Annotated in this window: 13 protein-coding genes; 6 read left to right on the top strand and 7 right to left on the bottom strand. The window is 61.1% G+C overall.

Features of this window, described 5'->3' with window-relative positions; all coding sequences use genetic code 11:
• Positions 1–74: 74 nt before the first annotated feature.
• From murI to ACSQ2W_RS16690, 4 genes are all read right to left on the bottom strand, one after another.
• The gene (gene murI, locus ACSQ2W_RS16705) at positions 75–878 is read right to left on the bottom strand and encodes a glutamate racemase (RefSeq protein WP_436087261.1); all 804 of its coding nucleotides are present in this window, start codon (positions 876–878) and stop codon (positions 75–77) included.
• Positions 859–1,692, bottom strand: coding sequence for an RNA methyltransferase (locus tag ACSQ2W_RS16700; protein ID WP_436087260.1), 834 nt, complete (start codon positions 1,690–1,692; stop codon positions 859–861). The genes murI and ACSQ2W_RS16700 overlap by 20 nt, the downstream gene beginning before the upstream one ends.
• Before the next feature lie 83 nt (positions 1,693–1,775).
• Positions 1,776–2,282 (bottom strand): hypothetical protein, encoded by a 507-nt coding sequence (locus tag ACSQ2W_RS16695; RefSeq protein ID WP_436087259.1) that lies wholly within the window; start codon positions 2,280–2,282, stop codon positions 1,776–1,778.
• Positions 2,283–2,367: 85 nt separating this feature from the next.
• Positions 2,368–2,892 carry a hypothetical protein gene (locus ACSQ2W_RS16690; protein WP_436087258.1) on the bottom strand — a complete coding sequence of 175 codons (525 nt, stop codon included), beginning with the start codon at positions 2,890–2,892 and terminating at the stop codon, positions 2,368–2,370.
• Between the two features lie 200 nt (positions 2,893–3,092).
• Here ACSQ2W_RS16690 and ACSQ2W_RS16685 point away from each other — a divergent pair, with 200 nt between their 5' ends.
• The 5 genes from ACSQ2W_RS16685 (at position 3,093) to ACSQ2W_RS16665 (ending at position 7,805) form a co-directional block, all read left to right on the top strand.
• Positions 3,093–3,701, top strand: a complete 609-nt coding sequence (locus ACSQ2W_RS16685; RefSeq protein ID WP_113003406.1) for a DJ-1/PfpI family protein — start codon at positions 3,093–3,095, stop codon at positions 3,699–3,701.
• Between the two features lie 116 nt (positions 3,702–3,817).
• A complete protein-coding gene (locus ACSQ2W_RS16680; RefSeq protein ID WP_436087257.1) occupies positions 3,818–4,210 on the top strand; it encodes a ribbon-helix-helix domain-containing protein in 393 nt (130 codons plus the stop codon).
• Positions 4,211–4,334: 124 nt separating this feature from the next.
• Positions 4,335–5,549 (top strand): NADP-dependent isocitrate dehydrogenase, encoded by a 1,215-nt coding sequence (locus tag ACSQ2W_RS16675; protein ID WP_436087256.1) that lies wholly within the window; start codon positions 4,335–4,337, stop codon positions 5,547–5,549.
• Positions 5,550–5,697: 148 nt separating this feature from the next.
• Complete coding sequence (locus ACSQ2W_RS16670; protein WP_436087255.1) at positions 5,698–7,041, top strand: glycosyltransferase family 4 protein; 1,344 nt, start codon at positions 5,698–5,700, stop codon at positions 7,039–7,041.
• Between the two features lie 5 nt (positions 7,042–7,046).
• Positions 7,047–7,805 (top strand): HAD-IIB family hydrolase, encoded by a 759-nt coding sequence (locus ACSQ2W_RS16665; RefSeq protein WP_436087254.1) that lies wholly within the window; start codon positions 7,047–7,049, stop codon positions 7,803–7,805.
• An 88-nt stretch (positions 7,806–7,893) separates the two neighbouring features.
• Here ACSQ2W_RS16665 and ACSQ2W_RS16660 read toward each other — a convergent pair whose 3' ends face one another.
• The 3 genes from ACSQ2W_RS16660 to recA form a co-directional block, all read right to left on the bottom strand.
• Positions 7,894–8,748, bottom strand: coding sequence for an AraC family transcriptional regulator (locus ACSQ2W_RS16660; RefSeq protein WP_436087253.1), 855 nt, complete (start codon positions 8,746–8,748; stop codon positions 7,894–7,896).
• A 164-nt stretch (positions 8,749–8,912) separates the two neighbouring features.
• The gene (gene alaS, locus ACSQ2W_RS16655; RefSeq protein ID WP_436087252.1) at positions 8,913–11,576 is read right to left on the bottom strand and encodes an alanine--tRNA ligase; all 2,664 of its coding nucleotides are present in this window, start codon (positions 11,574–11,576) and stop codon (positions 8,913–8,915) included.
• A gap of 227 nt (positions 11,577–11,803) precedes the next feature.
• Entirely contained in the window at positions 11,804–12,895 is a 1,092-nt protein-coding gene (recA, locus tag ACSQ2W_RS16650; RefSeq protein ID WP_436081142.1) for a recombinase RecA, read from the bottom strand.
• A gap of 233 nt (positions 12,896–13,128) precedes the next feature.
• On the opposite strand from recA, the gene ACSQ2W_RS16645 reads away from it, so the two are divergent.
• On the top strand, positions 13,129–14,076 hold the full coding sequence (locus tag ACSQ2W_RS16645; protein WP_436087251.1) for a carbohydrate kinase family protein: 948 nt from the start codon (positions 13,129–13,131) through the stop codon (positions 14,074–14,076).
• Positions 14,077–14,082: the final 6 nt, after the last annotated feature.

The following is a 14,082-nucleotide window of genomic DNA, read 5'->3' as shown; positions in this document are numbered from 1 at the left end:
AGCGAGCCTTAGCATCGTTTCCGCCACTGTGCGCCCCGACTGGGCCGAAACCCACAGCTTATGAAGGACTTCGTTTACCGTATGGTAAGCCCGAACCCCTGCATCAACCGGCGCGTGGTGAAATCCGGTCGGCCCGATGTGAAGATCGCAGGGTCGATCCCGTTCAGAGGTTCGAAACCATCCGGCAGCGGCACCAGCCGGCGCGCCTGCCGTGCGATCGCCTCTGCCGGATCGAGCCAATCGACCGGCCAGGGCGCGAGGCGGCGGAAGACATTGGCCATGAAGGGATAGTGGGTGCACGCAAGCACGACGATATCGGTCTTTCGGCCATCCTCTTCGACGAAACACTCTTTTATCTCGGCAAGAACCGCCGCATCGCCGATGGGCTCTCCGCGGATATAGGCTTCCGCCATCCGCGCCAGGTTTTCCGAGCCGACAAGGCGGACATCACATTGCGAGGCGAAGGACTGGATGAGATCGCGCGTATAGGCGCGCTTGACCGTCCCGGGCGTCGCCAGCACGGAAACCAGTCCCGAACGGGTGCGCTCCGCCGCCGGTTTGATTGCCGGCACGGTGCCGACGAAACGCATGTCCGGAAAGGCGGCGCGCAGATCCGCCCCCACGAGCGTAAAGGCGGTGTTGCAGGCGATGACGCAGATTTCCGGATCATGCTCGGCCAGCAATTGGCCGAACAGTCTGATGACATGTTCCTTCAGCACTGCCTCCTCCCAGCCGCCATAGGGAAAGCCCGCATCGTCGGCGACATAGATGAAATGTCGCTCCGGCATCAGGACACGCGCCTCACGCAGCACGGTCAGCCCGCCGATGCCGCTGTCGAAGACGAGGATGGGTTTCAGTTCAGAGGTCGTCGCCGGCATCGTCTGCCTTTTTCGCGCGCGAGTTTTCCGGTGCTCCGGCACCGCGCGGCGCCTCGCGGGTGAAGCGATCTAGCGAAGAAATGACGCCTCGCACAAGACGAATTTCGGATTCGGTAAAGGCCGGGCGGGTCAGGACGGCGCGCAGATTTTCCACCAATTTCGGCTTTTTGGCCGCCGGGCGAAAGTATCCGCGCGCATCGAGCGCCTCCTCGACGTGATCGAACAGGCCTTGCAGATGTTCCTTTGTGGCCGGCTTCTGCGAGAGCGCCTGAAACGACGTTTCCTCAGGCGAGACCATGCTCGTCTTCAGCCACTCGTAAGACATGAGCAGAACCGCCTGTGCCAGATTGAGCGAGGCGAAGGCGGGATTGACGGGAAAGGTGACGATCTCGTCGGCGAGCGCGATTTCCTCGTTGGTGAGCCCCGTGCGCTCCCGGCCGAACAGGATGCCTGTCGCCTGCCCTGCCGAGAATTTCTGCCTGAGCGTTTCGGCGGCGACAAGCGGAGACCGGACCGGCTTGTAGCCATAACGATCCCGCGCTGTTGTCGCATAGACGAAATTGAGATCGGCGATTGCCTCTTCCGTTGAAGCATAGAGCTTGGCATTGTCGATGACGTGATCCGCGCGGCTCGCCGCCGACTTCGCCTTTTCGCTCGGCCAGCCGTCGCGCGGATTGACGAGGCGCAGTTCGGCAAGGCCGAAATTGGCCATGGCGCGTGCCACCATGCCGATATTCTCGCCAAGCTGCGGATGCACCAGAATGATCGCCGGGCCTTCCGTCAGTAGTTCGCGCTCGCTGTTCGTTCCTGCCATTTCGTGCCTTCCCGAAGATTAGGGCGCCTCACTGGCACAAAGCGGCGAGAAAATCAAAAAGGATGATCAACAGGGGGGCTGCATCAAGGCCGCGCCCGCCGCTCCAGCCACGCCTGCAGCGAAAACCACTTTCCCTCCTCGACGAAGCGCAGCACGTCGTCGATCCGGTACGGCCCCGATCCGTCCTTTTCAAGGAAGAACATCAGGCGGATCGAATGCGCGGCGGCACCATCGCAGGACGGCAGATCCATTGTCACGTCGAGCATGTTGCGCGTGTCTCTGCGGGTTCGGTCGACGATCCCGGTCTTGCCGATGGGACATCTGTTCGCATCGCCGGTCATCGGATCGGTCTCAAACAAAGTCGTATCGCCCCGCTTGCGCGATGCCTTCAGCGCCTTCGCGTAAGCATTGACGAAATCGCCGCTGAAGTCGTTCAGCAATTGGCTTTCGGTGAAATAGGGATCATGGCGTTCCGGCTCGTCCAGCGAATTGACGACGATCCGGTCCACATAGCTGCGCACCAGTTCCTCGCGCCCATCCGCAAGAGCTGGCGTCGACACCGCCAGCATGGCCAATGCGATGCATGCCATCTTCACCTCGTCCAGCGCCCCCGCTTTCGCCTCACCGCAACAACAGGCACTTAGCGCGAATCGGCGATCGGCAGCAACAGCCCGATCACTGCGCTCCCGCACCCTGGCTCGCAATGCCCTGTAATTCCGTCTTGAGAGAACCGGCATCGCCCGTCCTCACGATATCGTCGATGACGGCACGGCCGTTTTCCTCGATGACCATGAAATGCAGCTCATTCGGCTTCCAGTCGGCGGTACGTTCGCCAAGGCAATGCGTATTGTCGAAAGTGACCTTCACGTCGCTTTTGCCATCGGCCTGCGCTCCGGTGGCAACAGAGATATCCTTGATCGCGCAACTGTCCTGCCCGCTGACGATGATGTCATATTCGAAGGGCGAGTCACCTTCGTCATAGGCCGGAAACTTTGCCGCTTCGCGATAGATTTTGGTAAAATCCTGGCTGTAGATGCGCCCGAGACGGGCTTCGGAGAAATAGTCCTCGCCCGGCTGAGCCTGTTCTGCCCAGCCCTTGACCGCTTCCTGCATGATCTCGTTGACGGGCGCCGCCGGATCGGCCGCCTCAGCCGTCGAGACGGCGCAGCAGGCAAGAAGCAAAAGCACGAAGCGCTTCATAATTATCTCCCGATTCACATCTATAACCGACGCCAGCGCCGGGCGATCACGGTCATAGCCATTTTCCCGGCAGCGCGCGAGGCCGATAACATCGGCTTTCGCCGGCCTATCCGTGTCCTACCGATGTAGTAACCGGCTAATACCCGGCCGCAAAGCGGCCATGGCATTGTTTTCGCGCACGCAACACGATGGAGGATGAGATGAGCGGCAAGAAAATTCTGATGATCTGCGGCGATTTCACCGAGGACTACGAGACCATGGTGCCGTTCCAGGCGCTGCTCGCCCTTGGTCACACCGTTCACGCCATATGCCCCGGCAAGGCGGCGGGCGAACAGATCGCGACGGCTATCCACGATTTCGAGGGAAATCAGACATATTCGGAAAAACGTGGCCATAATTTCACGCTGAATGCCACTTTCGCCGACACCAAGGCCGATACCTACGATGCCCTTGTCATCCCCGGCGGTCGGGCGCCGGAATATCTTCGGCTCGATGCCGCCGTCATCGCCATGGTCCGGCATTTCTTCGATGCGGGAAAACCGGTCGCAGCCATCTGCCACGGCGCACAGCTACTGTCTGCTGCTGGCGTGCTGAAAGGACGAACCTGCTCGGCCTATCCGGCATGCCGTTTCGACGTCGAGCTGGCGGGCGGCCACTATGCAGAGATCCCGGTCGATCAGGCTGTCACCGACGGCAATCTGGTAACCGCTCCGGCCTGGCCTGCCCATCCTCAATGGATCGGCCAGTTCCTCAAGGTTCTCGGCACCGAGATCCGCCATAGCCCGTCGCTGACACGCTCGGCAGCCTGACAACCCCTTGCCAGACCGCACCAAAGCGCGGACACTCCGGCCCAAGATGTTGTTCGAAACGCGCAAAATCGGACAACATCATGGCTCATGGAAAGCCGGAATCCCGGGAGGAATAGATGTGCAGGCTATTCATCGGTGCCGATCCGGCACTCTGGCAAAGTGTCACCCGTTCGGTGCGGATCGACGGCGTGGCGACAAGCATCCGGCTTGAAAGTTTCTTCTGGTCCATTCTCGAGGACATTGGCGAACGCGACGGCATGTCGGTCGGCCGCCTGATCGGGCGGCTCTATATGGAATCGATCGAGGAAGGCCATGCTCCGGAAAACTTCACGTCCTTCCTCAGGGTCTGCTGCGGGCGGTATCTTGCCTTGCAGCTTGATGGACTGGTGCCAGCCAGCCGCGAAGCGCCGATCTCCTCCCTTGATGCACCCAACATTCTTGCAACGGAGAAGCGCGGCTATACAAAGTTGCCCGCCGGCTATTTTCCAAGGGCAGCACGGGGACATTGAACTGCGTCCCCGCCCCCTACGAAACGCCAAGGAATTCATGCACTCTATGCCTTTGCCTGTCGTGAACCGGATGCTATAGGGGCCCAATCCTTTTCCATCCCAACCCCATGCAGAGGTTTGCATCATGACAAAGATCAAGGTCGCCAATCCGGTCGTCGAGCTCGACGGCGACGAGATGACGCGCATCATCTGGCAGTTCATCAAGGATAAGCTGATCCATCCGTATCTGGACGTCGATCTGGAATATTACGACCTCGGCATGGAAAACCGCGACGCCACCGACGACCAGGTGACGATCGACGCTGCCAACGCCATCAAGAAGCATGGCGTCGGCGTCAAGTGCGCGACCATTACCCCGGATGAGGCCCGCGTCGAGGAGTTCAAGCTGAAGAAGATGTGGAAGTCGCCGAACGGCACTATCCGCAACATCCTCGGCGGCGTCATCTTCCGCGAGCCGATCATCTGCAAGAACGTGCCGCGCCTCGTTCCGGGCTGGACAAAGCCAATCATCGTCGGCCGTCACGCCTTCGGCGACCAGTACCGCGCCACCGACTTCAAGTTCCCCGGCAAGGGCAAGCTCTACATGAAGTTCGTCGGCGACGACGGCAAGGAAATCGAACACGAGGTCTACGATGCCCCGGCAGCCGGCGTCGCAATGGGCATGTACAACCTCGACGAATCGATCACCGAATTCGCCCGCGCCTCGCTAAATTACGGTCTGCAGCGCAAGGTTCCGGTCTACCTGTCGACCAAGAACACCATCCTCAAGGTCTATGACGGCCGCTTCAAGGACATCTTCCAGAAGGTGTTCGAAGAAGAATTCGCCGACAAGTTCAAGGAACTGAAGATCTGGTACGAACACCGCCTGATCGACGACATGGTCGCTTCGGCGCTCAAGTGGTCCGGCGGCTACGTCTGGGCCTGCAAGAACTATGACGGCGACGTCCAGTCCGACATCGTCGCGCAGGGCTTCGGCTCGCTCGGCCTGATGACCTCGGTCCTGATGACCCCGGACGGCAAGACGGTGGAAGCCGAAGCCGCGCACGGTACGGTCACCCGCCACTACCGCCAGCACGAAAAGGGCGAGGAAACCTCGACCAACTCGATCGCCTCGATCTTCGCCTGGACTCGTGGCCTCGCCCACCGCGCCAAGCTCGACGACAACGCCGAGCTGGCAAGGTTCGCCGATACGCTGGAAAAGGTCTGCGTCGATACCGTCGAAGCCGGTTTCATGACCAAGGACCTCGCGCTACTGATCGGCCCCGACCAGCCCTGGCTCTCGACCACCGGCTTCCTCGACAAGATCGACGAGAACCTGCGCAAGGCGATGGCGGCCTGATCTCGGCCACCAGGAGTGACCTTAAGAAACCCGGCCCAGTGCCGGGTTTTTTTATTGGAACCTTTTCCGCTTCCGATCGTTCGCGATGTGAACCTTCCCGCGTGCCCAGCACGTTTCACCTCCCAAAAAAGATCGTGACAGCTGATAAATGACCGTTACTACTGACAAACCCCATTCGCATCTTCCCCGCATCGCCCTCGTATCAACCCACGGATACGTTGCCGCCGAACCGCCGCTTGGCGCTGCCGATACCGGCGGCCAAGTCGTCTACGTCATCGAACTCGCCCGAAAACTGGCGCTGCTCGGCCATGAGGTCGATATCTACACGCGCCGTTTCGAGGATCAGCCGGAATTCGACCAGGTCGACGAGCGCGTCCGCGTGATCCGCATCCCCTGCGGCGGAAGAGAGTTCATTCCGAAGGAATATCTCTACAGGCACCTGATGGAATGGTGCGAAAATGCCGTCCGCTTCGTCCGCAGGAACAATTTCACCTACACGCTGATCAACAGCCACTACTGGGACGCCGGCATCGCCGGCCAGCGCTTGTCGGAAGCGCTTGGCGTCACCCATATCCACACGCCCCATTCGCTCGGCCTCTGGAAGAAACGGCAGATGGAGACGGATTATCCCGACAAGGCGGATACGTTCGACAAGGAATTCAACTTTTCCGAACGCATCAAGCACGAACTGATCATCTACCGCTCCTGCAGCATGGTGATCGCCACGACACCGATCCAGGTGGAGGTGCTCGTCGACGACTATAATCTGCCGCGCGATCGGGTGCACATGATCCCGCCAGGCTATGACGACAACCGCTTTTTCCCCGTCTCCAGGGCGACGCGCGAAATGGCCCGCCAGCGCTTCGGCTTCGAAGGAAAGGTCGTGATGGCGATGGGTCGGCTCGCCACCAACAAGGGCTACGACCTCCTGATCGACGGCTTTTCCGTGCTTGCCGAACGCGAGCCGGAGGCGCGGCTTCATCTTGCGGTGGGCGGCGAAAACATGGATGCGCAAGATACCGCACTTCTCGCCGAGTTGAAGGAGCGGGTCGCCTCGCTGGACTTGGAAGACAAGGTTGTCTTTTCCGGTTTCGTCACCGAGGAGGATCTGCCGGACTTCTACCGCGCCGCCGATCTCTTCGTGCTGTCGAGCCGCTACGAGCCCTTCGGCATGACGGCGATCGAAGCGATGGCCAGTGGCACGCCGACCATCATCACCATTCATGGCGGGCTGTTTCGAGCGGTCACCTATGGTCGCCATGCGCTGTTTGCCGATCCTTTCGATAAATACGATCTCGGCATCACCATGATGAAACCGCTGAAACACGAGCGGCTCTATGGCCGCCTGTCGCGCATGGGCGCCCACAAGGCGCGCAGCCTGTTCACCTGGACCGGGATCGCCCAGCAACTGATCGGTGTCGTCGAGGGGCGCCCGATGCCACAGGCTGTGGACGACAACGAATGGGCCGAGCCATGGACCGACGGGGATTGAGGCGCGTGCGGCTGCTCTGCAGCGACATCGACGGCACGCTGGCCGGCGACCGGGAAGCGGAGACGCGGTTTTGCAAGGCATGGCAAAGTCTTCAACCGGAAAACCGGCCGCTCCTTGTCGTCAACAGCGGCCGGCTGATCGAGGATCAAAGAGCGTTTATCGCGACAACGGCCCTTCCACCGCCGGACGTCTATATCGGCGGCGTCGGAACCATGCTGCACAACGAGAGTGACCCATACCACGCGCAGCTCTACACCCGCTCCATCGGTGCCGGTTTCGACCGGGCGCGGATTGCCGCAGCGCTCGCGGACGTTGCAGATGTCGTCGTCCAGCCAGATGCATATCAGCATGCCCATAAATCAAGCTGGTACCTGCGCGATGCCGACGCGGCGACGTTGACAAGCATCGAGGAAAGGCTGGCAGCGGCGGGGATAGAAGCCCGGCTGGTCTATTCCAGCAACCGCGATCTCGACATCCTGCCGGCGGGCGTCGACAAGGGAGCGGCGCTCTCCTGGCTCTGCCGTCAACTTGGTCTTTCTCACGATGATGTCGTCGTTGCCGGCGACACGAACAATGATCGCAGCATGTTCGACCTGCCGGGCGTGCGCGGCATTGTCGTTGGCAACGCCCTTCCGGAATTGCGGGCCATCGCTGACCACAGGCCGGACATCTATCGTGCCAATGGCTCAACGGCGGATGGTGTATTGGAGGGACTGGTGAACTGGGGCGTCTTCAGCATGTCCTCACCCGATACGCGTACGTGAATATTTTGACGAGCAAGAAAACATCGTTAGCCAGCGAACGATATTCGCGGCACCCGGCGCTCGCACCGGGTGCCGCGATGCTACCGTTTCAGTATTTCAGCGGCAGATGGATATCCGTCAGCAGTTCGGTTGGAGCCGCGTCACGCGGATTGTTGATATATTCCTCGAACATCACCGTGTCGCGGACTTCTCTGCCGGAGTGCGGCAGCCATTCGCCATAGAGCCACTGATAGGCCTTGTGCATGTCGGCATAGGGGCCTCTGTGCCGCAGAACCGCATATTCGCCGCCATCGAGATGCCGGTGAACCAACGGCGCTTCCGCCGGGACATGCTCGCCCTCAGTCACGCAGGCAAACGAGCGCAGCTTGTCTTCCGGCACCAGTTCCGGATCATCGAGATAGACGCCGATCATCTTCATCTCCGGCCGGTAGAGATGACGCGCCTGCAGCGTGCCGCCAAGCGTTTCGAAAGCGCGGCCGATCCCCATATAGGAGCCCGAATGGCTGACGCCGACCAGCTCGCGCGGCGCCAGGGTTTTCGTTGTCACATCGTACATTTCGCCAAGTCCTTTTTGCGATATCGATTGAAAGACCGTGTGGCTTCCCTCCCGCCGATACCGGGCCGGCGGCATGCCGAACACCGATTTGAAAATCCGGTTGAAGGATTGGAGATTGGGATAGCCCGTTCGTCTTGCAATCTCCTCGACCGGAAGGCTGGTGCGCACCAGGTCGCCTGCGGCCCGATGAAGCCGAAGCCGCTTGACCGTCACCGCCAGCGTTTCGCCGTGCACCGCCCGGTAGATCCGGTGCCAGTGATGCGGCGACAGGCAGGCGATCTCCGAAAGCCGATCGAGATCGAGCTCCTCGTCCAGGTGGTCGTGGATATAAGCCGACACCCGATGCAGGCGCTGCTCGTAAACCGCCCAGATGCTCTCTTCCCTCATGTCGATCCTCATGCAAGCCGAACAACGAGAGAGAACCATATCCGGATTTGACAAATCCTGCGGAGTTGGGTGGCGCGATTTGAGCACGGGAAAGCAATCGGCCAAAGAAAAACCGGACCTCGCAGCCCGGTTTCCCATCTCCAAACAATCCAGTTGAAGCAGGCTTACGCCGCGAGCGCTGCACCAACCGCGTCGATGGCATCTTTCGCCTTTGCGCCGTCCGGGCCGCCGGCCTGCGCCATGTCGGCGCGGCCGCCGCCGCCCTTGCCGCCGAGCGCGGCAGAAGCGACGCGGACCAGATCGACAGCGCTGAAGCGGCCGGTCAGATCGTCGGTAACGGCAACCACGGCGCTCGCCTTGCCATCCGCGGAAACGCCGACAAAGGTGACGATACCAGAGCCGAGGCTCTTCTTGCCATCGTCGGCAAGGCTCTTCAGGTCCTTCGGCTCGACGCCGGTCACCACCTTGCCGAGGAATTTGACGCCGGCGATCTCCTGCACCTGATCGGCAGAGCCGTTGGCGTCACCGCCGCCGAGCGCCAGCTTCTTCTTTGCCTCGTTCAGCTCACGCTCCAGCTTACGGCGCTCGTCCATCAGTGTTTCGACCCGGGTCAAAACGTCGACGGGCTGTACCTTCAGGGTGGTGGCGAGCGTCTTTACCCGCTCATCCTGCTCGTTGAGATAGGCAAGCGCCGACGCACCAGTCAGGGCCTCCAGGCGGCGAACGCCGGCGCCGACGGCGCTTTCGCCGACGATCCGCACCAGGCCAATCTCGCCGGTGGCGCCGACATGGGTGCCGCCGCAAAGCTCGACCGAATAGGGCCGGTTGGCCTTGGAGCCATGAATACCCTGCCCCATCGACACGACACGGACCTCATCGCCGTATTTCTCGCCGAACAGTGCCATCGCGCCCTCGGCGATCGCATCATCGACGCTCATCAGCCGCGTTGTCACAGGCGAGTTCTGCACGATGATCTCGTTCGCCATCTCCTCGACCACCTTCAGCTCGTCGACCGTCATCGGTTTCGGATGCGAAACGTCAAAACGCAGGCGCTCGGGCGCGACCAGCGAGCCCTTCTGCGCCACATGGGTGCCGAGCACTTCGCGCAGCGCCTCGTGGAGAAGATGGGTCGCCGAATGGTTGGCGCGCAGGCGCGAACGGCGCGCATGATCGACGGTGAGCGCAGCGGCGTCGCCGACCTTGACCGCACCCTCCTCCACGACGCAGGAATGCACGAAAAGGCCTTCACCACGCTTCTGCGTGTCGGTAACCGAAAGCTTGGCGCCGTCGGTCGAGATCACGCCGGTATCGCCCATCTGGCCGCCCGATTCGCCGTAGAACGGCGTCTGGTTGAGCACCAGCTGGACCGTCTCGCCCCTGGAGGCAGCCTCGATCGCCTTGCCATCGCGCACGATCGCCTGAACGACGCCTTCGGCGGTCTCGGTGTCGTAGCCAAGGAAATCGGTTGCCCCGAGCTTTTCCTTGAGTTCGTACCAGATGGTTTCCGTCGCCTTGTCGCCGGAGCCAGACCAGGAAGCGCGCGCCTCCGCCTTCTGCCGTTCCATGGCAGCGGAAAACGCATCGGTATCGACGCCAATGCCGCGGGCGCGCAACGCGTCCTGCGTCAGGTCGAGCGGGAAACCATAGGTGTCATAGAGCTTGAAGGCAGTTTCGCCGTTCAGTCGGTCGCCTTCCGACAGGTCGGCCGTCGCATCGGCGAGAAGGCCGAGGCCGCGCTCCAGCGTCTTGCGGAAACGGGTTTCCTCGAGTTTCAGGGTTTCGGAAATCAGCGCCTCGGCGCGCATCAGCTCCGGATAGGCCCGGCCCATCTGGCTGACCAGCGCCGGCAGGAGCTTCCACATCAAGGGTTCCTTGGCGCCGAGCAGCTGTGCATGGCGCATGGCGCGGCGCATGATGCGGCGAAGCACGTAGCCGCGGCCCTCGTTGGACGGCAGAACGCCATCGGCGATCAGGAAGGCGGAAGCACGCAGATGGTCGGCGATAACGCGGTGGCTGGCGCGGCGGTCGCCTTCAGCCCTGATGCCGGTCGCCTCTTCGGACGCCTCGATGAGCGTGCGGAAGAGGTCGGTGTCGTAATTGTCGTGCTTGCCCTGCAGCAGGGCCGCGACGCGCTCGAGCCCCATGCCAGTGTCGATCGACGGACGCGGAAGATTGACGCGCTCCTCCTTTGTCACCTGCTCATACTGCATGAAGACGAGGTTCCAGATCTCGATGAACCGGTCACCATCCTCATCCTTCGAGCCCGGAGGGCCACCCCAGATATGATCGCCGTGGTCGTAGAAGATTTCCGAACATGGGCCGCAGGGACCGGTATCGCCCATCGCCCAGAAATTGTCGCTGGTCGGGATGCGGATGATCCGGTCATCGCTGAGACCGGCGATTTTCTTCCAGAGGTCAAATGCTTCGTCGTCGGTGTGATAGACGGTGACCAAAAGGCGCTTGGCGTCGATGCCGAAATCCTTGGTGATCAGGTTCCAGGCAAGCTCGATCGCCCGATCCTTGAAATAATCGCCGAAGGAGAAGTTGCCAAGCATTTCGAAGAAGGTGTGATGGCGTGCGGTATAGCCGACATTGTCGAGGTCGTTATGCTTGCCGCCGGCACGCACGCATTTCTGCGCCGTCGCAGCCGTCGAATAGGGCCGCTGCTCGAGGCCGGTGAACACGTTCTTGAACTGCACCATGCCGGCATTGGTGAACATCAGGGTCGGGTCGTTGCGCGGAACCAGCGGGCTCGACGGCACGACCTCATGGCCGTTCTTCTTGAAGTAGTCGAGGAACGTCGACCGGATTTCATTCACGCCGTTCATAGTGCGCCCTTACCTCTGCATCAGACGTCCGCAGCCGACATGGCCGAACCGCGAACCGGAAAACTCTTGAAAATCGCGGATCGCCGATAGTTGCCGACAATCCTGCTCCCGCCCGTTTGGAACACAGGCTTTTATCGTTCGCGCAAACCCCTGTCCAGACGGCAAAGGAAAACCGGCCGCCCTGTCAAGGAGCGGCCGGCGGTGTCATCCGGCAAAATCAGGCGATCTTATGCCAGAGCAGCATCGTCACCATCGTCTCCGGCTTCCGGACCGCCGTTTTCAAGGAATTTTTCAGCGATCAAACCGGCATTCTGGCGCAGGGCGAGCTCAATCTCGCGCGCCGTATCCGGGTTGTCGCGCAGGAAGGACTTGGCGTTCTCACGGCCCTGGCCGAGACGCTGGCTATTATAGGAAAACCAGGCGCCCGACTTTTCGACGATGCCGGCCTTGACGCCAAGATCGACGAGTTCGCCGGTCTTGGAAACACCTTCGCCATACATGATGTCGAACTCGACCTGCTTGAAGGGCGGCGCCATCTTGTTCTTGACAACCTTGACGCGGGTCTGGTTGCCGACGACCTCTTCGCGCTCCTTCACCGAGCCGATGCGGCGGATGTCGAGACGGACCGAGGCGTAGAATTTCAGCGCGTTGCCGCCCGTCGTCGTTTCCGGCGAACCGAACATGACACCGATTTTCATGCGTATCTGGTTGATGAAGATCACCATGCAGTTCGACTTGGAGATCGATGCGGTCAGCTTGCGCAGCGCCTGGCTCATCAGACGCGCCTGAAGACCGGGAAGGCTGTCGCCCATCTCGCCTTCGATTTCAGCCCGCGGCGTCAGCGCCGCCACGGAGTCGATGACGAGAACATCGATCGCACCGGAGCGCACCAGCGTGTCGGTGATCTCGAGTGCCTGTTCGCCAGTATCCGGCTGGGAGATCAAAAGGTTTTCCAGATCGACGCCGAGCTTGCGGGCGTAGACTGGATCGAGCGCATGTTCGGCATCGACGAAGGCGCAGATGCCACCCTTCTTCTGTGCCTCGGCAATCGTCTGCAGTGCGAGCGTGGTCTTGCCCGAGCTTTCCGGCCCGTAGATTTCGACAATGCGCCCCTTGGGCAGCCCGCCGATGCCGAGTGCGATATCGAGACTCAAGGAGCCCGTCGAAACGGTTTCGATCTCGACGATGCTGTCCTTTCCACCGAGCTTCATGATCGATCCCTTGCCGAACGACCGTTCGATCTGGGAGAGTGCCGCTTCAAGTGCCTTGCTTTTATCCACCGATTTGTCCTCTACGAGCCGCAAAGAGTTTTGTGCCATTTGATCCACCTTTAGGTTATGGAAGCTGCTGAGGCAATGAAGCTGCCGATGAAAGCTATGTACACTTTTTGTTCTCATTTTGCAATGGGTGTCTATACATTGAATCTATGCAATAAATTACTGTATGTTCTTTTCTTGTTCTAGACCTTCGGAAGCAGGTAGGACGTGGAACAGACAATGCCGTCAGCAGACGGGCTGAACGAATCGGATCGCGGGGGCACACGGGAAAACGCATGACCGGCAGTAAAGTTTCCATCTTCGGCGGCGCGCATATCGATCGCCGGGGGCGTATCTCCGGCACGACGGCGGCGGGCGCGAGCAATCCGGGCATGTGGTTCGAAGAGGCCGGCGGCGGCGGCTTCAACGCGGCACGCAATCTGGCGCGACTGGGGCTCGAGGTCCGCATGATCAGCCCGCGCGGTGGCGATGCCGCTGGCGAGACGGTTGCCCAGGCTGCGGCCGCTGCCGGCGTCATCGACAGCCCGTTCATCTTCCTCGACCGCAAGACGCCGAGCTACACGGCCATTCTCGAAAACGACGGCAATCTGGTGATCGCGCTCGCCGACATGGACCTCTACCAGCTGTTTTCGCCGCGGCGTCTGCAGCAACGTGCCATGCGGGAGGCCATTTCTTCCAGCGACCTTATCGTCACCGATGCCAATCTGCCGGAAGAGACCCTCGCGAGCCTCATTGAGCGGGCTGCACAGGAAACAAAGCCGCTCGCCGCCATCGCCATTTCACCCGCCAAGGTGGTGCGTCTTGCAAACAGTCTCTCCGGCGTCAGCTTCCTTTTCATGAACGAAGCCGAGGCGCGTGCGCTCACGGGCCGTGACGTGACTGAGGCATCAGAGTGGCCTGCCCTGCTGCGGGCCATCGGCCTTTCCGGCGGCGTCATCACCCGTGGCGGCAAGCCGGCGATCGCTTTCCGGCTGGGAGAGGCCGTGACCGTCACCCCACCTGCCCTCGATGCGCTCGGCGATGTGACAGGCGCCGGCGATGCGGTGGCGGCCGGTTTCCTTGCGGCATACCTCGGCGGCGAACCGCTGGATAGCTGCCTGCGTTCCGGTGTCGCGGCTGCCGGCATCACCGTCCGCTCACCGCTCGCCGTGTCGGAAAAAATGTCGCGCGAGATGCTGAGAGAAGCAATTCGGCTTGTGCCGCCGGCCGAAATCCTGTCATGAACGCGC

The organism is Pararhizobium sp. LjRoot255, assembly GCF_964252905.1.
Classification (GTDB): Bacteria; Pseudomonadota; Alphaproteobacteria; order Rhizobiales; family Rhizobiaceae; genus Pararhizobium.
Note: the sequence above shows the minus strand (reverse complement) of the source record. Positions and strands in the feature narration are given on the sequence as shown.

Bases quoted from the DNA above. Each gene is read 5' to 3' on its own strand.
- murI (WP_436087261.1), bottom strand. From the start codon at position 878: ATGCCGGCGACGACCTCTGAACTGAAACCCATCCTCGTCTTCGACAGC.
- ACSQ2W_RS16700 (WP_436087260.1), bottom strand. From the start codon at position 1,692: ATGGCAGGAACGAACAGCGAGCGCGAACTACTGACGGAAGGCCCGGCG.
- ACSQ2W_RS16695 (WP_436087259.1), bottom strand. From the start codon at position 2,282: ATGGCATGCATCGCATTGGCCATGCTGGCGGTGTCGACGCCAGCTCTT.
- ACSQ2W_RS16690 (WP_436087258.1), bottom strand. From the start codon at position 2,892: ATGAAGCGCTTCGTGCTTTTGCTTCTTGCCTGCTGCGCCGTCTCGACG.
- ACSQ2W_RS16685 (WP_113003406.1), top strand. From the start codon at position 3,093: ATGAGCGGCAAGAAAATTCTGATGATCTGCGGCGATTTCACCGAGGAC.
- ACSQ2W_RS16680 (WP_436087257.1), top strand. From the start codon at position 3,818: ATGTGCAGGCTATTCATCGGTGCCGATCCGGCACTCTGGCAAAGTGTC.
- ACSQ2W_RS16675 (WP_436087256.1), top strand. From the start codon at position 4,335: ATGACAAAGATCAAGGTCGCCAATCCGGTCGTCGAGCTCGACGGCGAC.
- ACSQ2W_RS16670 (WP_436087255.1), top strand. From the start codon at position 5,698: ATGACCGTTACTACTGACAAACCCCATTCGCATCTTCCCCGCATCGCC.
- ACSQ2W_RS16660 (WP_436087253.1), bottom strand. From the start codon at position 8,748: ATGAGGGAAGAGAGCATCTGGGCGGTTTACGAGCAGCGCCTGCATCGG.
- alaS (WP_436087252.1), bottom strand. From the start codon at position 11,576: ATGAACGGCGTGAATGAAATCCGGTCGACGTTCCTCGACTACTTCAAG.
- recA (WP_436081142.1), bottom strand. From the start codon at position 12,895: ATGGCACAAAACTCTTTGCGGCTCGTAGAGGACAAATCGGTGGATAAA.
- ACSQ2W_RS16645 (WP_436087251.1), top strand. From the start codon at position 13,129: ATGACCGGCAGTAAAGTTTCCATCTTCGGCGGCGCGCATATCGATCGC.